General features: G+C 64.9%; 18 protein-coding genes. 14 read left to right on the top strand and 4 right to left on the bottom strand.

Annotation, left to right across the window (positions count from 1 at the left end):
- Positions 1-13: 13 nt before the first annotated feature.
- The 5 genes from ACKAMS_RS15455 to ACKAMS_RS15435 are packed head-to-tail and all read left to right on the top strand — an operon-like array spanning position 14 to position 4,729.
- Positions 14-835, top strand: a complete 822-nt coding sequence (locus ACKAMS_RS15455; protein WP_003944728.1) for an ABC transporter ATP-binding protein — start codon at positions 14-16, stop codon at positions 833-835.
- Positions 836-891: 56 nt separating this feature from the next.
- The gene (locus tag ACKAMS_RS15450; protein WP_003944751.1) at positions 892-1,710 is read left to right on the top strand and encodes an NUDIX domain-containing protein; all 819 of its coding nucleotides are present in this window, start codon (positions 892-894) and stop codon (positions 1,708-1,710) included.
- 10 nt (positions 1,711-1,720) lie between these two features.
- On the top strand, positions 1,721-2,500 hold the full coding sequence (locus ACKAMS_RS15445; protein WP_003944701.1) for an enoyl-CoA hydratase/isomerase family protein: 780 nt from the start codon (positions 1,721-1,723) through the stop codon (positions 2,498-2,500).
- A gap of 53 nt (positions 2,501-2,553) precedes the next feature.
- Entirely contained in the window at positions 2,554-3,570 is a 1,017-nt protein-coding gene (locus tag ACKAMS_RS15440; protein WP_003944733.1) for a class I SAM-dependent methyltransferase, read from the top strand.
- A gap of 1 nt (position 3,571) precedes the next feature.
- On the top strand, positions 3,572-4,729 hold the full coding sequence (locus ACKAMS_RS15435; protein ID WP_408989213.1) for a THUMP-like domain-containing protein: 1,158 nt from the start codon (positions 3,572-3,574) through the stop codon (positions 4,727-4,729).
- 1 nt (position 4,730) lies between these two features.
- Here ACKAMS_RS15435 and ACKAMS_RS15430 read toward each other — a convergent pair whose 3' ends face one another.
- A complete protein-coding gene (locus ACKAMS_RS15430; protein ID WP_408989212.1) occupies positions 4,731-6,038 on the bottom strand; it encodes a PQQ-binding-like beta-propeller repeat protein in 1,308 nt (435 codons plus the stop codon).
- A 137-nt stretch (positions 6,039-6,175) separates the two neighbouring features.
- Between ACKAMS_RS15430 and ACKAMS_RS15425 the strand changes: the two genes are divergently transcribed.
- Positions 6,176-6,940, top strand: coding sequence for an acyltransferase (locus ACKAMS_RS15425; RefSeq protein WP_020907241.1), 765 nt, complete (start codon positions 6,176-6,178; stop codon positions 6,938-6,940).
- A gap of 97 nt (positions 6,941-7,037) precedes the next feature.
- Complete coding sequence (locus tag ACKAMS_RS15420; RefSeq protein WP_019747902.1) at positions 7,038-7,673, top strand: maleylpyruvate isomerase family mycothiol-dependent enzyme; 636 nt, start codon at positions 7,038-7,040, stop codon at positions 7,671-7,673.
- A gap of 10 nt (positions 7,674-7,683) precedes the next feature.
- On the opposite strand, the gene ACKAMS_RS15415 is transcribed toward ACKAMS_RS15420, so the two are convergent.
- The 3 genes from ACKAMS_RS15415 to ACKAMS_RS15405 are packed head-to-tail and all read right to left on the bottom strand — an operon-like array spanning position 7,684 to position 11,284.
- Positions 7,684-8,928 carry a glycosyltransferase family 4 protein gene (locus tag ACKAMS_RS15415; protein WP_020969294.1) on the bottom strand — a complete coding sequence of 415 codons (1,245 nt, stop codon included), beginning with the start codon at positions 8,926-8,928 and terminating at the stop codon, positions 7,684-7,686.
- Positions 8,925-10,460, bottom strand: coding sequence for a 1,4-alpha-glucan branching protein domain-containing protein (locus ACKAMS_RS15410; protein ID WP_408989231.1), 1,536 nt, complete (start codon positions 10,458-10,460; stop codon positions 8,925-8,927). The genes ACKAMS_RS15415 and ACKAMS_RS15410 overlap by 4 nt, the downstream gene beginning before the upstream one ends.
- A gap of 29 nt (positions 10,461-10,489) precedes the next feature.
- A complete protein-coding gene (locus ACKAMS_RS15405; protein ID WP_408989211.1) occupies positions 10,490-11,284 on the bottom strand; it encodes a class I SAM-dependent methyltransferase in 795 nt (264 codons plus the stop codon).
- Positions 11,285-11,555: 271 nt separating this feature from the next.
- Between ACKAMS_RS15405 and ACKAMS_RS15400 the strand changes: the two genes are divergently transcribed.
- The 7 genes from ACKAMS_RS15400 to ACKAMS_RS15370 all read left to right on the top strand — a co-directional run bounded on the left by ACKAMS_RS15400 (position 11,556) and on the right by ACKAMS_RS15370 (position 18,645).
- The gene (locus tag ACKAMS_RS15400) at positions 11,556-12,356 is read left to right on the top strand and encodes an electron transfer flavoprotein subunit beta/FixA family protein (RefSeq protein ID WP_019747906.1); all 801 of its coding nucleotides are present in this window, start codon (positions 11,556-11,558) and stop codon (positions 12,354-12,356) included.
- Positions 12,357-12,404: 48 nt separating this feature from the next.
- A complete protein-coding gene (locus ACKAMS_RS15395) occupies positions 12,405-13,361 on the top strand; it encodes an electron transfer flavoprotein subunit alpha/FixB family protein (protein WP_003944698.1) in 957 nt (318 codons plus the stop codon).
- Between the two features lie 135 nt (positions 13,362-13,496).
- On the top strand, positions 13,497-14,333 hold the full coding sequence (locus ACKAMS_RS15390) for a GNAT family N-acetyltransferase (protein WP_020907245.1): 837 nt from the start codon (positions 13,497-13,499) through the stop codon (positions 14,331-14,333).
- On the top strand, positions 14,333-15,232 hold the full coding sequence (locus ACKAMS_RS15385) for a 1-acyl-sn-glycerol-3-phosphate acyltransferase (protein WP_047890161.1): 900 nt from the start codon (positions 14,333-14,335) through the stop codon (positions 15,230-15,232). Before ACKAMS_RS15390 ends, ACKAMS_RS15385 begins: the two co-directional genes overlap by 1 nt.
- Positions 15,233-15,284: 52 nt before the next feature.
- Positions 15,285-16,514, top strand: coding sequence for a cysteine desulfurase family protein (locus tag ACKAMS_RS15380; RefSeq protein WP_020907247.1), 1,230 nt, complete (start codon positions 15,285-15,287; stop codon positions 16,512-16,514).
- Complete coding sequence (gene mnmA / locus ACKAMS_RS15375; RefSeq protein WP_317559314.1) at positions 16,514-17,626, top strand: tRNA 2-thiouridine(34) synthase MnmA; 1,113 nt, start codon at positions 16,514-16,516, stop codon at positions 17,624-17,626. The genes ACKAMS_RS15380 and mnmA overlap by 1 nt, the downstream gene beginning before the upstream one ends.
- Complete coding sequence (locus ACKAMS_RS15370; RefSeq protein WP_046378378.1) at positions 17,623-18,645, top strand: methionine synthase; 1,023 nt, start codon at positions 17,623-17,625, stop codon at positions 18,643-18,645. The genes mnmA and ACKAMS_RS15370 overlap by 4 nt, the downstream gene beginning before the upstream one ends.
- The last annotated feature ends 35 nt before the right edge of the window (positions 18,646-18,680 follow it).

The raw sequence follows: 18,680 nt of genomic DNA, 5'->3' as shown, positions 1-18,680 counted from the left end.
GGAAGATGTTCGGGTGCCGCTACCTGATCCAGATCTGCTCATCGATTTCGACAACGTACTCATCCGTCGGGGAGGGTCCACTCTCGTGGGGCCCGTCACCTGGAAAGTGGAGCTGGACGAGCGATGGGTGGTGCTCGGACCCAACGGTGCCGGCAAGACCTCGCTGCTGCGCATCGCGGCCGGTGAGACTTTCCCGACCAGCGGTTCTGCCCACCTCCTTGGCGAAGTTCTCGGCAAGGTCGACGTCAACGAGTTGCGCCCGCGTATCGGTTTGTCCTCGTCGTCGTTGGCGAACCGCGTGCCCGGCGACGAGAAGGTCAGCGACCTCGTCGTGTCGGCGGGCTACGCCGTTCTCGGTCGGTGGCGCGAGGAGTACGAATCCATGGACACCTCGCGCGCTGTGGAAATGCTCGAAAGCCTCGGCGCCGAGCACCTGGCGGATCGCACGTACGGGACGCTTTCCGAAGGCGAGCGCAAGCGCGTCCTCATCGCGCGAGCCTTGATGACCGATCCCGAACTTCTTCTCCTGGACGAGCCCGCCGCCGGGCTCGATCTCGGTGGACGTGAGGAACTTGTGGCCAGACTCGCCGAACTGGCTGCCGATCCGGACGCCCCGGCAACCGTTCTGATCACCCATCACGTCGAGGAGATCCCGCCGGGATTCACTCACGCACTCCTTCTCAAGGAAGGTGAGGTCGTCTCTCAGGGCCTTCTGGACGACGTCATCACCGCCGAAAATCTGAGCGCGGCATTCAGCCAGTCCATCAGCCTCGACAAGGCGGACGGCCGATACTTCGCGCGCCGCGCGAGGCCGTCAGGAGCTCATCGCGCGTGAGCTTCAGTGGGACCTGAAATGCGGCCCAGATCACAGATCGCGTAGGTTCGCGAAGCATGGCTAACGAGAATGCAAACGCTGTCCCCGAGCCCAAGGATGCGTCGACCGTCATCTTGGTGCGCGATGCCGAATCCGGGATCGAGATCTTCCTGCTTCAACGAGTACAGGGGATGGCGTTTGCCGGGGGCATGACGGTCTTCCCCGGCGGAGGCGTCGACAAGTCCGATGCGACGGCAGAGGTCGAGTGGGCCGGACCGTCGGTCGAGTGGTGGGCCGAGCGGTTCAGCACGGATGTGGCTCGGGCGAAGGCTCTCGTCTTGGCTGCGGTGCGGGAAACGTTCGAGGAGTGCGGCGTTCTGCTCGCCGGACCGACCGCGGACACCGTCGTCGCGGACACGGCCGGCTACGCACAGGACCGAGTAGCTCTCGAAAAGCACGAGCTGTCGTTCAGCGATTTCCTGAAGAAGGAGAACCTGGTCCTGCGAACGGATCTGCTGCGGCCGTGGGCGAACTGGATCACGCCGGTGGGCGAGACCCGCCGCTACGACACGCGCTTCTTCGTCGCAGCGTCACCGACCGGACAGATCGCGGACGGGGTCACCTCCGAGGCCGCCGAGGTGCGTTGGCAGAGCCCGCAGGACGCGCTGGCGCATTGGCGGGAGGGTGGCAGCATCCTGTTGCCGCCGACGTGGAGTCAGCTGACCGAATTGGCCAAGTTCAGCTCGGTGGCGGAGATACTCGCGGCCGAGCCGGAGATTCCCGTCATCCTGCCTACGTTGATCACCGACGAGGAGACTCTGCGCGTCGAGTTCCCGAATCAGGACGGTTACTACGTCGCCGGGCCGCATCCGTGGTCGGTCAAGGCGGCAAAGTAACCTCTCGATCATGGCTGAATTTGTGACTCTCGAGGTTTCCGAAGGCATCGGCACCATCCGTCTGGCGCGCCCGCCCATGAACGCTCTGAACCGTCAGGTCCAGGACGAGTTGGCTGCTGCCGCACACGCTGCGACCGTCGACAAGGCAGTCAAGGCCGTCATCGTCTACGGCGGCGAGAAAGTCTTCGCAGCCGGTGCCGACGTCAAGGAAATGGCCGAGATGGACTACGGCCAGATCCGTGACGCGATCGGCGGCATGCAGGCCGGGCTCGGCGCCGTGGCGTCCATCCCGAAGCCGACCGTTGCCGCGATCACCGGATACGCACTCGGTGGCGGACTCGAAGTTGCACTCTCGGCCGATCGCCGGATCGTCGGAGACAACGCCAAGCTCGGAGTTCCGGAGATTCTGCTCGGAATCATTCCCGGTGGCGGCGGAACGCAGCGCCTGGCTCGTCTGATCGGACCGGCCAAGGCCAAGGATCTGGTCTTCACCGGCCGTTTCGTCGGGGCTGACGAGGCGTTGGCCATCGGTTTGGTCGACGAGGTCGTCGCTCCCGACGACGTGTACACCGCCGCTCGCACGTGGGCCTCGCAGTTCGTCGGGGGAGCTTCACGTGCGTTGGCTGCTGCCAAGGCAGCCATCGACGAGGGTCTGAACACCGACCTGGAATCCGGGCTCAAGATCGAGCAGCATCTGTTCGCCGGATTGTTCGCGACCAAGGATCAGGCGATCGGCATGGAGTCGTTCATCGCCAACGGTCCGGGCAAGGCCGAGTTCACGGGCGAGTAGGCTCCCCTAAACTAGAACTTGTTCATCTCTTACCAGCGAGTAGGATAGCCGCCATGACAGCCAGCCCGAATGACGACGCAACCGTCACGCCGCCCGCCGCTACCGACACCTCGGTAGTCGACCCCGCGCCGCGGCCGCACGCCACGGCCGAAGAGGTCGAGGCCGCTCGTAAGGACACCAAGCTCGCCCAAGTGCTCTACCACGACTGGGAAGCCGAAACCTACGACGACAAGTGGTCCATCTCGTACGACGAGCGCTGCATCGACTACGCACGTGGTCGTTTCGACGCCGTCGCGGGCGATCAGCCGCTCCCGTACGAGCGCGCCCTCGAACTGGGTTGCGGCACCGGATTCTTCCTCCTGAACCTGATGCAGGGTGGAGTCGCCAAGACCGGTTCGGTCACCGACCTCTCGCCCGGCATGGTCAAGGTCGCACTGCGCAATGCAGAAAGCCTCGGCCTTCCGGTCGACGGCCGTGTTGCCGATGCCGAGACCATTCCGTACGAGGACAACACCTTCGACCTGGTCGTCGGCCACGCCGTGCTGCACCACATTCCCGACGTCGAGAAGTCGCTGCGCGAGGTCCTTCGTGTCCTCAAGCCCGGCGGCCGTTTCGTCTTCGCCGGTGAGCCCACGACTGTCGGTAACTTCTACGCCCGCTGGCTCGGCCGCGCGACGTGGGAAGCAACCACGCGCGTGACCAAGCTGCCGTTCCTGGCAGATTGGCGTCGCCCGCAGGAAGAGCTCGACGAGTCCTCTCGCGCAGCAGCGCTCGAAGCAGTCGTCGACATCCACACGTTCGACCCCACCGACCTCGAGAACATGGCGAAGTCAGCGGGAGCCGATCAGGTCCACGCTGCCACCGAGGAATTCGCCGCGGCGCTTCTCGGATGGCCGGTCCGTACCTTCGAAGCAGCTGTTCCGCCGGAGAAGCTCGGTTGGGGCTGGGGACGTTTCGCTTTCGGTGGTTGGAAGACGCTCAGCTGGGTCGACGAGAAGGTGCTCCGCCACGTCGTTCCTCGCGGATTCTTCTACAACGTCATGATCACCGGCGTGAAGCCCGGCAACTGAATTGGGTTATGACTTCACCCTCGGCGACGTCGACTATCTCGGAAGTGATTCCGGCGTAGCTGCCTTGGCCGAGGTGGATCAGCTCGAACTGTCCACGCGTACGCGTCTGGCCGACATCGGCCGGGCGCGTACGCGTTTCGGTGATCACATGCCTGCGCTCGTGGACACCGTCCTGCTTCGACGCAAGGCCGTTACGAAACTGCCCGGCAGTGATCAGTGGTTGTTCACGGACGACGCGATGCAGCAGGCCACTCCCGGTGTTGTGGCGGCGCACCGCGCGCAGCGTCTGATCGGGCGCGACATCCACGACGTGACGTGCTCAATCGGCGCCGAACTGCATGCCTTGACCGGAGTTGCGCATCGCGTGATCGGCAGCGACATCGATTCCGTTCGCCTGGCGATGGCACAGCGCAATGTGCCGAGCGCAGCGTTGTTGCGGGCCGACGCGCTCCGCCCGACGACACGCGACACCGTCGTACTGGCGGACCCCGCCCGGCGATCGGGCGGTCGCCGCACTCACGATCCGGCAGCGTTGATGCCACCTCTACCGGACCTCATCGAGGCGTACTCCGGCCGTGATCTCGCGGTGAAGTGTGCTCCCGGACTCGATTTCGACAATCTGGGCTGGGACGGGGAAGTCGAGGTCGTCTCGCTCGACGGCGGCGTCAAGGAAGCATGCCTGTGGTCGACGGGACTGGCCGAGTCCGGCGTCACGCGTCGAGCTTCGGTGCTTCGCTCCGACGGGAGCGGGTGGGCGATCACCGACGCCGAGGACGACGTGATTCCGGAGCAAGCTCCGGGGGAGTGGATCATCGACCCGGACGGAGCGGTAGTGCGAGCAGGCCTCGTGCGCCACTACGCGGCCAGACACGGCCTCTGGCAGCTCGATCCACGCATCGCTTATCTGACCGGTGACAGCGTCCCTGAGGGAGTTCGCGGATTCCGGATCCTCGAGCAGATCAAGTACTCGGAGAAACTGCTCAAACAGACACTGTCCAAGCGGGACTGCGGTGTGGCCGAAATTTTGGTGCGAGGAGTCGACGTCGACCCGGCAGTGCTGCGTCCACGGCTCAAGCTCAAGGGCTCGCGTGCACTGAGCGTCGTGATCGTGCGGATCGGACGATCGGCGTCGGCCTTCATCTGTGAGGCGTCCCGCTAGCTCACTTGAAGACGAACAGCTCACCGATTGCGCTGGGCGTCAACACTTCGCCCTTGGGGCCGATCGAGGTGCCGACGGTGAAGCCGACTGCTCCCGGCAACGTGTCCTGATCCACCGTCTCACCGGTTTCGGTGTCGAAGGTGATCAGGCTCAGTCCGTTCTCACCCTCACGGACGACGGTGTATCCGGTGTTGCCGGCGGTCTGCGCCGGAACACCCAGTTGCAGAAGGTCTTTACGTTCCCAGGCCAGTTCGGCGTGATCTCCCTCGTCGCGCACGGCAAGGAGGTGGCCCTTGTCGCCGCCGGCGGGAATGATCAAACCGTCGTCGGACGTCGAGGCACTACCGGCCGAGTTGAAGCCGATGTCGTAACTCCACCTGGTGTCACCGGTTTCGGCGTTCACTGCCCAGAGAGATCCGTTGTTGTCGGTGGCGTACACGGTCTTTCCGTCCTTCGACAGGTCCGGGCTCGACGCCGTTCCACCGGGAAGCGCGTCGGTGGACCACTCGCGGGCGATGGACGGATTGTCGCCGCCCGTGTACTTCATGGCGACCAGATCGGCTGCCTGAGAACTCGGTCCGTAGAAGGTGAAGTAGAACTTGCCGGTGCCCAGGTCCACTGCCGGGGTATTGGCCACCGGGCAGCCGGACGTGCCGAGGAAGCACTCGTTCAAACCCTTGTTGTCGGGAATGAGTTCTGCATTTGCGCCCTGGTCGATCGACGGCGGCGGGATCAGGTCGAACGACGGAACCACTTTGGCACCGGTCTGCGGGTCGAGCACGTTGATCTGACCCAATTGGGTGATGAACAACAGGTTTCCGTCGCCGGTGAACTGCGACGAGAGAGGAGTGCCCACAACGAGCGTGCGCCAACGCAATTGACCAGTCTCGGTGAAGGACATCATCGCGCCGCTCTCGCCGACGTAGACATTGGTGGCCGTGTCGACGATGGGCGTCGAGGCGACGACTCCGTCGTTGAGTCGAGCGCACCACTTCTTGCGACCCGTATCCATCTGGAACGAGAAGAGATTGCAGCCGTTCTCGGTGCGGGCGGTGACGAAGCTCTGGCCGTTCGCGGCCACCGAGGCGTACGCGGCAACCGGACCGCCGAGAGGGCGTGACCATGCGAACTCGACATCGCGTGATCCGGTGACCGGGCTCGTGTCGCTGTTGCGGGCGTCGGCATGCACGGCCGGCCAACCCGCCGACGCGTACCGGTCCACCCGACCGTCGTCGCTGCCGCAACCGGCGATCAGGGCCGCAGCGATCGCCGTCGACACCATCACGGACGACCGTAGGACCCGCCGCATCACAATCTCCCTGCCTTCACTTGATCAAGAGCCCTCGGTAACTGCACAAGCCCGGACCAGAGACTATCCCGACCGGGGCAACGTGACGGGGCACACCCCGAGGGTCGGTGAGTCGGCCCCACGTAGGCTGAACACTCATGACGAGCATGTGGGGCGCACCGTTGCGCACTCGATGGCGGGGATCACGCCGAGGCGACAGCGATCAGGCCAAGTTCTTGACGGTCGATTCCCTCAAATGGGTTCTGGCGAACAAGGCGTACACACCCTGGTATCTGGTGCGGTACTACCGTCTCGCCAAGTTCAAGATGGCCAACCCGCACGTGATCCTGCGCGGCATGGTGTTCCTCGGCAAGAACGTCGAAATCCATTCGACCCCGGACCTGTCCCGCCTCGAGATCGGGCGCTGGGTACACATCGGCGACGGCAACGCGATCCGTTGCCACGAAGGTTCGCTGCGCATCGGCGACAAGGTCGTCTTCGGCAAGGACAACGTCGTCAACACCTACCTCGACATCGAAATCGGTGCGTCGACGCTCGTAGCCGACTGGTGCTACATCTGCGACTTCGACCACCGCATGGACGACATCAACACACCGATCAAGGACCAGGGCATCGTCAAGGGCCCCGTCCGTATCGGCCCGGACACCTGGGTGGCAGCGAAGGTCACCGTGCTGCGAAATACCCGCGTCGGACGCGGTTGTGTCCTCGGTGCGCACGCCGTCGTCAAGGGAGACATCCCGGACTACAGCATCGCGGTCGGCTCGCCCGCGAAGGCGGTCAAGAACCGCAAGTCCGATTGGGAAGCCGGCGCAGCCGATCGTGCAAAGTACATCGCGGCACTCGAGGACATCGCACGCAAGAAGGCTGCTGCGGACGCTGCCGACGCGTCGTCGGCGTCGTAGCTCACTTTTTGGCAGAACCAGCGATTACTTTCGGCGCCGCCACCGGTCTGTATCGGTATCGGCGCCGAAAGTCTGCGCCGGTGAAAGGAGTGCCGACATGAGCGAACAGACACCCGAATGGGTCGTGGCGCAGCGCCGCGAACTGGTGGGATTTCTCGAAGGCCTGAGCGCGGAGCAGTGGAACGCGCCGACCCTGTGCGACGGGTGGCGGGTCCGCGAAGTGATCGCGCACATCACCATGCCCTACCGATACTCGGCGCCGCGATTCGTCGTGGAAATGGTCAAGTCACGCGGAAACTTCAACAAGATGTCGAATCGGCGAGCGCTCGCCGACGCGTCGGAAGTCGGTGAGCAACAACTGCTTGCCTCGCTTCGCGACAACGTCGCACACCCGTGGAAGCCGCCGGGCGGTGGCTTCGAGGGCGCACTCTCACACGACGTGATCCACGGTCAGGACATTCGCGTGGCACTCGGAGACGACTACGTGGTGCCCGAAGACCGGCTCACTCGTGTGCTCAGCGGACTCTCGCCCAAAACCGTGAAGTATTTCGGAACTGACCTCGACGGCGCTCGGTTGCGCGCCGACGACCGAGACTGGACGTACGGCGCCGGCGCCGAGGTTCACGGAGCGGCGCAGGACTTGTTGCTGGTGTTGTGTGGCCGGATGTTGCCGCCAGGCCATCTGCTCGGGGATGCGAGTTCTCGCTTCACCGCGCCCCTCCCGACCCGCTGAGGTCAGCGCTTCATCGACCAGGGAGCGGCCGCTCGGGAATCTGCGGCCGCGCCAACGGCTGCCGCACCCGACGCTTTGCGCCCGCGTAGACGTGAGCAGTCTCCTCGGCGACCTGATGCCAGTCGAAGTCCGACGTCAGGCGTGCCCGGGCGGCCACTGCCCGTTCCTGCGCCCCGGCGGGATCGTCGAGAACCTCGCGGACCGCCGAGGTGAGCCCGGCGATGTCACCCGGTTGGAACGACATCCCGGTCACCCCGTCGACTACCGCTTCGCCCAGTCCGCCTGCGGTGGACGTGATCAGCGGAGTGCCGGCTGCCGCCGCTTCGAGGGCGATGATCCCGAACGGCTCGTAGCGCGACGGCAGGACGATGGCGTCCGCTCCGTGCAGCCAGCTGAGCAGTTCCGTGTGATCGAGGTTGCCGAGAAAGTCCACTGCCCGCGCGACGCGATGTGTGCGCGCCTGTTGGTAGAGCCAGGTGAACTGGGTGCCTTCGCCCGCGATCGCGAGGGTCGTGCCGGGGTGGCTACGACGGATTCGGGGGAGTGCCGCGATAGCGTCCTGCACACCCTTCTCGTATTCCAGGCGGCCGACGAAGAGGAGTTTCGGCGGCCCTGACCGCGGTCCACGTTCGCGAAAGCTCCACGTGGTCACGTCGATTCCGTTGCGGATGACAGTGATCGGCGGCAGCGTCGGACCGTAGAGTTCGGTCACTTCTTCCTGCATGGACGCCGAACAGGTTATGAGAGAGTCGGATTCGTTTGCCAGCCACCACTCGACCGAGTGGACCTGGCGGTTGATGCGTCCGGAGATCCAACCGCTGTGGCGACCCGCCTCGGTGGCGTGAAGGGTGGAAACCAGTGGGACGTCATAGAATTCGGCCAAGGCGATCGCCGGATGTGCGACCAGCCAGTCGTGTGCGTGCACGACGTCCGGTTGCCAGCCCTCGCCCACTCCTGGCTTGTGCAGCGCCATCCCGGCACGGACCATCGCGTGACCCATCGCGAGGGTCCACGCGAGCATGTCCTCGCCGAAGACGAAGTGTGCCGGGTCCTCGGCCACTGCGACGACCAGTACGCCTTCGGAGATGTGCGTGACCGTCGGGTGCGTCGACGCGTCGGTGCCGGAGGGGCGGCGCGAGAGAACCACGACTTCGTGGCCTGCAGCCGCAAGCTCGGTGGCGAGATGATGGACGTGTCGGCCGAGGCCGCCGACGACGACCGGTGGGTACTCCCACGAGACGATGAGAATCTTCACGACGCGCTCCCGTTCACCAGTTCTGTGTCAGGCAGGCGGCGAGCATCCAGCCCCGGGAACAATCCGTCGGCGCGATTCCAGCCTTCGGCCAGCCGCTCGGCCACGGCATCGCGGCCGGAAACGATCGCTGCGGAGATTTCCCGGGTCGCGTGGGCGTGCTTGTGTGCGCGTTCGCGGGCGTACCCCGCGGCCGAATCCTTGCTCACCATGAATGCCCAATCGCTCGAAACTGTCATCAGTGTCTCGCGAAGGACCTGATCGTTGACCCGGTTTCGCAGTTCCGGTCGGCCGGGTGCGTTGTCGCGGCCGCGAGACTTGTCCACGGTGGTGAGGGCGGTATCGACCACCTCGGAGTTCAGTTGCACGAGGTCGGACACCTGATCGCCGGCCCATACGCGCCAGTCCTTGCCCGATCCCCAGGACGAATCCTCGAGCTGAACGGGTTCGCCCACGTATCCCGATGCCTTGGCGTCGGCGAGGGTGCCGACGCCAATTCCGGCTTCCGGAAGCGCGCGCAGGAGCTTCTCGAGCCACTGCGGGCCTTCGTGCCACCAGTGCCCGAACAGTTCGGTGTCGAATGCTGCGACCACGAGGGCGTCGCGGCCGATGCGGGTGGATTCACTGCGCAGACGCGCCCGAACGGTTTCGACGAAGTCGGCGACATGCTTGTCGACGGCGGCGGCGGCGAGTTCGGGGTCGTACGGCAACTTGTCGGCGGAGTCGACGGTCCGTCCGGTGACCCGCGACGGCTTGAGGCCCGTCTCGTGGTCGTAGGTGTGGAAGTCGCGGTAAGCAGCGTGACCCGGATATCCGGATTTCGGGGACCAGACGCGGTAGCTGACCTGCAGGTCGCGGCCGAAGGCAACCACGTCGGATTCTCGAACCGGGCGACCGAGGGACGTGTCGCCGCGCAAGGCGGGACCGTCGACCATGAAGTGGCTGACGCCCGCTTCGGCGTACCCGCGCTCCATGCCCGGGGTGTACCCGCACTCGGGCCCCCAGATCCCGGTCGGAGTGTGGTTCCACCGGGCATGCGCGTCGGCGAGACCTTCGCGGAGGGAGAACGCACGCAAGCGAGGATCGAGCAGCGGTTGGAACGGGTGGGCCAGCGGCCCGCCGAGAAGCTCGAAGGCCTCGCGGTCGATGAGGTCGCGGAACACGGGTGAGGCGCCGTGCTGCCAATGAGTCTCGAAATCTTCGAGAGCCGCTGCGGACGCTCGGTGTTCGCGCGCTCCGAGTTCGCGGTGCGCTGCGTCCGGCATGCCGGCGGACTCGTGCGCACGGATCTGCCAGTTGCCGAGCCAGTGATGCATACCGGCGAGGCAGTGGGGATCGTCCAACTGGGCCGCGAGCACCGGCGTGATTCCCAGCGTCAGCAGGTGCGATCGGCCCTCGTCGGCCAGGCGTCGTAGCGCGGCGGCGAGCGGAATGTACGACGCAGCCCAGGACTGGTAGATCCATTCCTCGCCGACGGGCCATCTGCCGTGGTTGGCGAGCCACGGCAGATGGGAGTGCAGAACCAGGGCGAACATCCCCGGTTCGGTGACGGGTGTTGCGTTACTCACTCGCCGGATTCCTTCACGGCAGTTTCTTTCACGGCGATAGCGACGAGGTCGAGGCTGTCGTCGATGTCGGGTTCGCTGATGCTGAAGTCGTCGACGGTGATGCCCTCGACGTCGCGGGTGAGATCGTCGGGCCAGGGCTCACCGGCCAACGCGCGGTCGATCTGCGCGTTGATGAACGATCCGCCGTGCTTGGCGTCGAGTTCCTTCAGGCGTGAACCGTGGTGGACGCCGGTCATCAACTGAACGCGGAATCCGGCGTCTTCGAGCAATTCGGTCATTTCGGCGGCGTTGAGCTCACGAGTGTGGAAAGGGTTGAGCGGCGTGTCGCGGCCGGGGGAGAACGTGATCCGGTTGGGGGTACTGATCAGAAGTTCACCGCCGGGAGCGAGAACTCGGAAGCACTCGCGCAGGAACTGACCCTGATCCCACAGGTGCTCGATAACCTGGAAATTGACGACGACGTCAACCGAGTTGTCGGCCAGTGGAAGCTCGGCGAGGTTGCCGTGAAGCATCTCGACGCGGGGGTAGCGCGCACGAACGTGTTCGACCGCGGAGACGTCGTAGTCGAGGCCGGTAACCTTCGTTGCGACGTCCGCAATCATGTTGGCGCCGTAGCCTTCTCCGGATCCGGCCTCGAGGACTCGGCGGTCCGTGCAGCGCTCCAGAAGTGCGCGGTACACCACTTCGTGGCGTCGGAACCAGTAGTTCTCCTCGGGGATTCCTGGCACGGTTCGTTCGCCCGTCAAGGGCAGGGGTGCGTCCTCGTGGTTGCTGACACTCGTTTCACTCACCCGTGCGAGATTAGTGCCATCCGAGTAGAACGTGTTCGCCGTGGTCCAGATCACTGCTGTCAATTCCTGTTCGTGCCGTTATGGTGGACGAGGTTCCACGTTAAGTTACCCACCGGTAACTTAACGTGGGGTAATCTAACGCACAGCCGACGTGAACCGAGAAATTCGCCCGTGGGGAGACCTGTCGGACTCTCTTTTCGGACGCTCGGACTGCGCGAGCACCACAGACGATTTATCAGGTGAATTACACACAGGAGGTCGACGAAGACCCATGACGAATATCGTTGTTTTGATCAAGCAGGTCCCCGACACATGGTCCGAGCGCAAGCTGACCGACGGCGACTACACGCTTGACCGTGAAGCCGCCGACGCAGTCCTCGACGAGATCAACGAGCGCTCCGTCGAAGAAGCACTCCTCATCAAGGAAGCTCAGGGCGGTGAGGTAACGGTGCTGTCCGCAGGTCCCGACCGCGCCACCGACGCTATCCGCAAGGCTCTGTCGATGGGCGCCGACAAGGCTGTCCACATCAACGACCCGGCACTGCACGGCTCCGACGCGATCCAGACCGCATGGACGCTCGCTGCTGCTCTCGGACAGATCACCTTCGAGAACGACGAGCCTGCCGACCTGATCATCGCCGGCAACGAGGCCACCGACGGCCGCGTCGGCGCTGTTCCGGCCATCATCGCCGAGTACCTGGGCATCCCGCAGCTCACGCAGCTGCGCAAGGTCGTCGTCGCCGACGGCAAGATCACCGGTGAGCGCGAGACCGACGAGGGCGTCTTCGGCCTCGAGGCTTCGCTGCCCGCGATCGTCTCGGTCACCGAGAAGATCAACGAGCCGCGCTTCCCGTCCTTCAAGGGCATCATGGCCGCGAAGAAGAAGGAAGTTCTCGTCTACACGCTGGCCGACCTCGGAGTCGACCCGGAGACCGTCGGAGTTGCCAACGCCGGCACCACCGTGACGTCCTCCACCCCGAAGCCCCCCCGTACCGCTGGTGAGCGCATCGCCGACGAGGGAGACGGTGGCACCAAGATTGCCGCTTACCTCGTCAGCAACAAGGTCATCTGATCGCGCCCTTCTAGACATCCAGCAGAAGAACTCAGGGAGAGTTAAGTCATGGCAGAAGTACTTGTGCTCGTAGAGCACGCAGAGGGTGCGCTGAAGAAGGTCAGCACCGAACTCATCACCGCTGCACGCGCACTCGGTGAGCCGTCGGCAGTTGTCGCCGGCCCCGCGGGCACCGCAGCAAAGCTCGCCGACGCTCTGGCAGCAGCCGGAGCCGAGAAGATCTACGTCGCCGAGTCCGACGACATCGACGGCTACCTCGTCACCCCCAAGGTCGACGTTCTCGCCGCTCTGGTCGAGTCCACCAGCCCGGCAGCAGTCATCACCGCAGCCGGCACCGAGGGCAAAGAGGTTGCCGGTCGTCTGGCCGCACGTCTGGGCTCCGGACTGCTGACCGACGTCATCGAGATCAAGGCTGACGGCACCGGCGTCCACTCCATCTTCGGTGGCGCGTTCACCGTCGAAGCCAAGGCCAACGGCGACGTTCCCGTCTACTCGGTTCGTCCGGGTGCAGTCGAGGCTGCTCCGCAGGCCGGCGCAGGCGAGCAGATCACCGTCGAGGTTCCGGCTCAGGACGAGAGTGCCGTCAAGGTCACCTCGCGTGAGCCCATCGTCGGCGGCGACCGCCCCGAGCTCACCGAGGCATCGGTTGTCGTCTCCGGTGGACGTGGCGTCGGCAGCGCGGACAAGTTCTCCGTCGTCGAAGAGCTGGCCGATTCCCTCGGTGCTGCAGTCGGTGCTTCGCGTGCCGCTGTGGACTCGGGTTACTACCCCGGACAGTTCCAGGTCGGTCAGACCGGTAAGACGGTCTCCCCGCAGCTGTACATCGCGCTCGGCATTTCCGGTGCCATCCAGCACCGCGCCGGCATGCAGACGTCCAAGACCATCGTCGCGGTCAACAAGGACGAAGAGGCACCCATCTTCGAGATCGCCGACTTCGGCATCGTGGGCGACCTGTTCAACGTCGCACCGCAGCTCACCGAAGCTGTGAAGTCCCACAAGGGCTAAAAAGCACAAACTGCTGTGCGCCTTTATCAACCCCCCGCGGTTGATAAAGGCGCACAGTGCTTTATTCACCCGGCCTGCATCGGCATGTCACTTCGTCGATACCGAGACGCCGTTCGCGCTCGATAAACCTTGCGCATGACAATTACGTCAGTCCTTCGCTCCGCGAGTGACAATCTCGGCCGTGAGGTCGCCCAGCCGAGATATTCCCTGATCGTCTCCTCCGACCGCGAGCATCGTGTCGCAGCGCAGCGCCTTCGATACCGAGTGTTCGCCTCCGAGCCAGGCTTCTCCCTCCCGGCCTCGGCCGGGGTCTTCGAACTCGACGCCGACGGCTTCGACGAATTCTGTGATCATCTACTCGTTCGTGACAACATCACCGAGGAGTACGTCGGCTGCTACCGAATGCTGCCGCCGGATTCCGCGGCGGCGGCGGGTGGGTATTACACCGCAACCGAATTCGACATCTCCGCGCTCGATCCGGTGGCGAACAGGATCGTCGAAATGGGTCGCGCTTGCGTCGATCCCGCGCACCGCACCGGATCCGTCCTGAGCCTGATGTGGTCGGGCATTCTGCACTACCTCGAACTGACCGGATACGAATGGGTGATGGGCTGCGTCTCCGTGCCCATCCTCCCGAACCCCGATTCAATTGCCGGCGCCGATGTCCGCGGCGTCCGTGACTTCGTGATGAACAAACACGCCAGTCCGGGGTCGCGGCGGGTGACGCCACGAAACCCGGTGGTCCTCGGCGGTCTGACGCTCGACGAGATTGCCGCACCGGAACGCGTGACGATGCCGCCGTTGCTCCGTGGCTACTTGCGGATGGGCGCGATGATCTGCGGGGAACCTGCTCACGATCCCGAGTTCGGTGTGGCCGATTTTGTTGCGCTGCAAGGCCTTCACTCCGCCAACAAGCGCTATCTGGAACGGCTGCGATCGGCGGCCGCCGCACACGAATCGGGGATCGGCTGATGACCGCGACGGTGCCGTACTGGGTGCCGACGAGCCCCTGCGGCGACGGGTGCCTACCTACGGACGCACCCGGTGTGTCGAGTATCACCGTGATGGCCCGCGGGATCATGGTCGGCGCCGCACTGGTGACTGCGCCGGTGCTCTCGGCCGGCTGGCTGCTCCCGCGCACCTGGCGTACGGAGATGCAACGCGGATACTCGCGCGCGTTGCTGCGTTGTCTGGGAATGAAGCTCACGGTCGACGATCAGCGGTTGGGGCGCGCCGAACCGGCGGGCGTGATGGTTGTCGCCGGTCACGTGTCGTGGACCGACGTCCTCGTCGCGAGTGCCGTTGCCCCGGCCAACTTCGTCGCCCGTGCCGACCTGCTCGACTGGGCAGTGCTCGGTGGTCTCGCGCGCCGGATGCGCGTAGTGCCCATCGATCGCGCCCGACTGCGTGAACTTCCCGGAACCGTCGACGTCGTTCGCGAACGACTTCAGCGTGGTGTCCGCGTAATGGTGTTTCCCGAGGGAACGACCTGGTGCGGGCGGGCGTACGGAGGTTTTCGCCCGGCAATGTTCCAAGCTGCCGTCGACGCCGAATGCCCGGTTCAGCCGATGGCGATCCGCTACGAGAACGCCGACGGTTCCCTGTGCACCGGACCGTGCTTTGTCGGCACCGAAACTATCGGTCAGTCCATCCGTCGGATCCTGCGTCAGAAGAACGTCGAGGTGAAGGTCAGGCTGGCTCCGCTCGAGGAGGCAGGGGAGTGTCGAGTCGACCTCGCGCAGCGATGCGAGAGAGCCGTACGTGGCGTCGAAACCATCGATTTGGCAGCTCACGACATCTTCGACCCCGCACCGGAACTCGTGACACAAGCCGTGGGACAGATCGATACCTCCCCGGCAATGACCGCTTAGCCTGCTGAGCGAGGCTGGGCGAACTCTCGTGCTGGGCTATCCTTGTCAAGCCATGACTCTGCCTGCACCCAGTGCCCACGCCGGATTTCCGGTGTACCTCGATCATGCCGCCACGACTCCGATGTCGGCAGCCGCTATCGAGGCGATGACCGATACCTTCAAAACCGTGGGCAACGCGTCCTCGCTTCACGGTTCCGGCCGTGCGGCCCGGCGCCGCGTCGAGGAGTCGCGGGAATCGATCGCTGCCAGCCTGGGTGCGCGGCCTTCGGAGGTCATCTTCACCTCCGGCGGAACCGAGAGCGACAATCTCGCGGTCAAGGGCATCTACTGGGCTCGCCGTGACGCCGATCCGCGACGCACTCGCATCCTGGCCAGCTCCGTCGAGCATCATGCGGTGCTCGACGCCGTCGAGTGGCTCGAGCAGCACGAGGGCGCGCGCGTGACGTGGTTGCCGGTCGACGAGAACGGTGTCGTCGACCCGCAGACCTTGCGCGACGAGCTTTCCGTCCACGCTGACGAGGTAGCACTCGTGACGGTGATGTGGGCCAACAACGAGGTCGGCTCCATCATGCCGATCGTGGAGTTGGCGGAGATTTCGGCTGAGTTCGAGATTCCGATGCACAGCGACGCGGTTCAGGCCGTTGCGCAATTGCCGGTCGATTTCGCGGCGAGCAAGTTGTCCGCGCTGAGCATCGCGGCGCACAAGTTCGGTGGTCCGCACGGCGTCGGCGCACTGCTGCTCGGACGCCAGGTTCCGTGTGTGCCGCTCCTTCACGGCGGCGGACACGAACGTGATCTGCGTTCGGGCACTCCGGATACTGCGGGCGTTGTCGGGATGGCTGCGGCGCTGCGCGCAAACGTCGAGAACTTCGATTCCAGCACAAGGGAATTGGCGCAGTTGCGTGACCGTTTGATCGACGGAGTCCTGGAGATTCTTCCCGAGTCGGTGCTCAACGGCCCGACCGGATCCGATCGGCTTCCCGGTAACGCGCACTTCACCTTCCCCGGCTGCGAGGGCGATTCGTTGCTGATGCTGCTCGACGCCGCCGGTATCGAATGTTCCACCGGTTCGGCCTGCACCGCCGGTGTGGCCAGAGCCAGCCATGTCTTGATCGCGATGGGCGTCGAATCGCCCGTCGCGCGTGGCTCACTGAGATTTTCGCTCGGACATACGTCGAGTGTCACCGATGTGGACGCGCTGATCGCTGCGCTTCCACAAGTAGTAGAGCGCGCTCGGGCCGCCGGTCTTGCCGGTGCCGGTTCGCGTGGAGGGGATCGCTGATGCGAGTACTCGCAGCCATGAGCGGAGGTGTCGACTCCGCTGTCGCCGCCGCCCGCGCTGTTGCCGCCGGACATGACGTCGTCGGCGTTCATCTTGCGCTGTCCACGGCGCCGGGTGCATTGCGGACGGGTTCGCGTGGATGCTGCTCGAAGGAAGATGCCGGCGACGCCAGGCGCGCTGCCGACGTCCTCGGAATACCCTTCTACGTCTGGGATTTCGCCGATCGCTTCAAGGAAGACGTGATCGACGACTTCGTGGCGTCGTACGCAGCGGGTGAGACCCCCAATCCGTGCCTGCGGTGCAACGAGAAGATCAAGTTCACCGCACTGGCCGACCGTGCGGTCGCTCTCGGCTTCGATGCCGTGGCGACCGGTCACTACGCGCGCCTCGAAGACGGCGTCCTACGCCGGGCGGTCGACGCGGACAAGGACCAGTCGTATGTCCTCGGTGTGCTGACGGCCGATCAGCTTTCGCGAGCGATGTTCCCGATCGGTGACACACCGAAAGAACAGATCCGCGAGGAAGCCGCCGAGCGCGGTCTGGCTGTAGCGAACAAGCCTGACAGCCATGACATCTGCTTCATCCCGACCGGCGATACCCGAGCATTCCTGGGTGCACGCATCGGCGTTCGTCCCGGAAGCGTCGTCGACGCCGATTCGGGTGAGGTCCTCGCTGCACACGACGGCGTACACGGCTTCACGATCGGACAGCGCAAGGGCCTCGGCGTCGAAGGTCCCGCAGGTGACGGCCGTCCGCGGTACGTGACCGCGATCGAGCCCGAAACCGGAACGGTGCGAGTCGGTTCGGCCAAGAATCTCGACGTCTGGGCCATCTCGGCCCAGCGCGCGATCTGGACCTCGGGCCAGGCGCCGGAGGGCCCCGTCGAGTGCATGGTGCAGGTTCGTGCGCACGGCGGACTGGCGCAGGCCGTTGCGGAGGCCGTCGACGACGGTACTTCGGGCGGCAGCATCTCCATTTCGTTGCGCGAACCACTGACCGGCGTCGCGAAGGGCCAGGCCGTCGTGCTGTATCGCCCCGACAGCGAACTGGGCGACCAGGTTCTCGGCAGTGGCACCATCTCCGGCACCGAATCCGAGCCGAACACACTGTGACACAGCAGGTTTCCATCGGTGGCCTCGTCACCGGAATCGGATCCTGGCCGGGCACGGACGCCCGCGAAAGCGCCGCAACCATCCTTGGCGAACTGGGCGGTTTCCCACACCTGGTGGAGTTGCCGAGCCGCGGTCTCGGCGCTGACATGGTCGGCCGAGCAGGCGCCATTCTGGTCGACATCAACCTCGATGCCTCAACCCGCGCCTATCGCGTCGTGCCTCGGCGGGGAAACGTCGCGAAGCGAGCCGAGGACTTCCTGAATCAGGATCTCGACGCACTCGAGGAAGCCTGGGAATCGGCCCGTCTGGTCGGCGGAGACCACGTGATCAAGCTCCAAGCTGCCGGCCCGCTGACACTCGGCGCCGAGATCGAGGTTGCAAACGGTTCGCGAGTTCTCGTCGACCGTGGGGCACTCCGGGACATCGCCGAATCACTTGGTGAGGGGCTCGCGCGCCACGCCGCCGAGGTCACTCGTCGTACCGGTGCCCGAGTGGTGATCCAATTGGACGAGCCGCAGCTCGCGGCAGTGCTGGCCGGTTCACTACCCGGGCGCACCAAGATGGAGAGCGTTCCGGCTCTGCCGGAACCCGAGGCGCTCGCCGTTCTCGACTCGACGATCAGCGGTTGCGGACTGCCCACAATCGTCCACAGTTGCGGCGCCGACATGCCGTGGGATCTGCTGAGGCGAAGCCAGGCGTTCGGCGTGAGCTTCGACATGTCGCTCATCGGCTCACGTGATCTGGACGGCATCGGCCAGTTGTTCGACGCCGGCAAGGAATTGGCGCTCGGTCTGGTTCCTTCCGCCCCGCCGGAAAAGCCGGTGACGTGGAAAGAGTGCGCGATGCCGGCCGTCACCCTGATCGATCGTCTCGGCTTCTCGCGTGAACTCCTGCAGAACCAGGTCGCGGTAACCCCAAGCTGTGGTCTTGCGGGTGCGAGCCTCGAGTGGAGTCGAGCCGCCCTTCGCCTGTGCACAGACGTCGGCAAGGCATTGGTGGACGATCCGTCGGCGTTCTGATGTGTCGCGTTCTGACGTGAGTCGTGTGGTGTGTC

The sequence above is a fragment of the Rhodococcus sp. 5A-K4 genome (assembly GCF_046097995.1).
GTDB classification, from domain to species: domain Bacteria; phylum Actinomycetota; class Actinomycetes; order Mycobacteriales; family Mycobacteriaceae; genus Rhodococcus_F; species Rhodococcus_F erythropolis.
This window is presented reverse-complemented; position numbering and strand designations above follow the sequence as displayed.

What these genes read in the sequence shown, in the direction of transcription:
- ACKAMS_RS15425 (WP_020907241.1), top strand. Translation starts at nt 6,176, where the DNA reads ATGACGAGCATGTGGGGCGCACCGTTGCGCACTCGATGGCGGGGATCA.
- ACKAMS_RS15385 (WP_047890161.1), top strand. Translation starts at nt 14,333, where the DNA reads ATGACCGCGACGGTGCCGTACTGGGTGCCGACGAGCCCCTGCGGCGAC.
- ACKAMS_RS15430 (WP_408989212.1), bottom strand. Translation starts at nt 6,038, where the DNA reads ATGCGGCGGGTCCTACGGTCGTCCGTGATGGTGTCGACGGCGATCGCT.
- ACKAMS_RS15380 (WP_020907247.1), top strand. Translation starts at nt 15,285, where the DNA reads ATGACTCTGCCTGCACCCAGTGCCCACGCCGGATTTCCGGTGTACCTC.
- ACKAMS_RS15410 (WP_408989231.1), bottom strand. Translation starts at nt 10,460, where the DNA reads ATGTTCGCCCTGGTTCTGCACTCCCATCTGCCGTGGCTCGCCAACCAC.
- ACKAMS_RS15400 (WP_019747906.1), top strand. Translation starts at nt 11,556, where the DNA reads ATGACGAATATCGTTGTTTTGATCAAGCAGGTCCCCGACACATGGTCC.
- ACKAMS_RS15390 (WP_020907245.1), top strand. Translation starts at nt 13,497, where the DNA reads ATGACAATTACGTCAGTCCTTCGCTCCGCGAGTGACAATCTCGGCCGT.
- ACKAMS_RS15450 (WP_003944751.1), top strand. Translation starts at nt 892, where the DNA reads ATGGCTAACGAGAATGCAAACGCTGTCCCCGAGCCCAAGGATGCGTCG.
- ACKAMS_RS15395 (WP_003944698.1), top strand. Translation starts at nt 12,405, where the DNA reads ATGGCAGAAGTACTTGTGCTCGTAGAGCACGCAGAGGGTGCGCTGAAG.
- ACKAMS_RS15440 (WP_003944733.1), top strand. Translation starts at nt 2,554, where the DNA reads ATGACAGCCAGCCCGAATGACGACGCAACCGTCACGCCGCCCGCCGCT.
- ACKAMS_RS15445 (WP_003944701.1), top strand. Translation starts at nt 1,721, where the DNA reads ATGGCTGAATTTGTGACTCTCGAGGTTTCCGAAGGCATCGGCACCATC.
- ACKAMS_RS15420 (WP_019747902.1), top strand. Translation starts at nt 7,038, where the DNA reads ATGAGCGAACAGACACCCGAATGGGTCGTGGCGCAGCGCCGCGAACTG.
- mnmA (WP_317559314.1), top strand. Translation starts at nt 16,514, where the DNA reads ATGCGAGTACTCGCAGCCATGAGCGGAGGTGTCGACTCCGCTGTCGCC.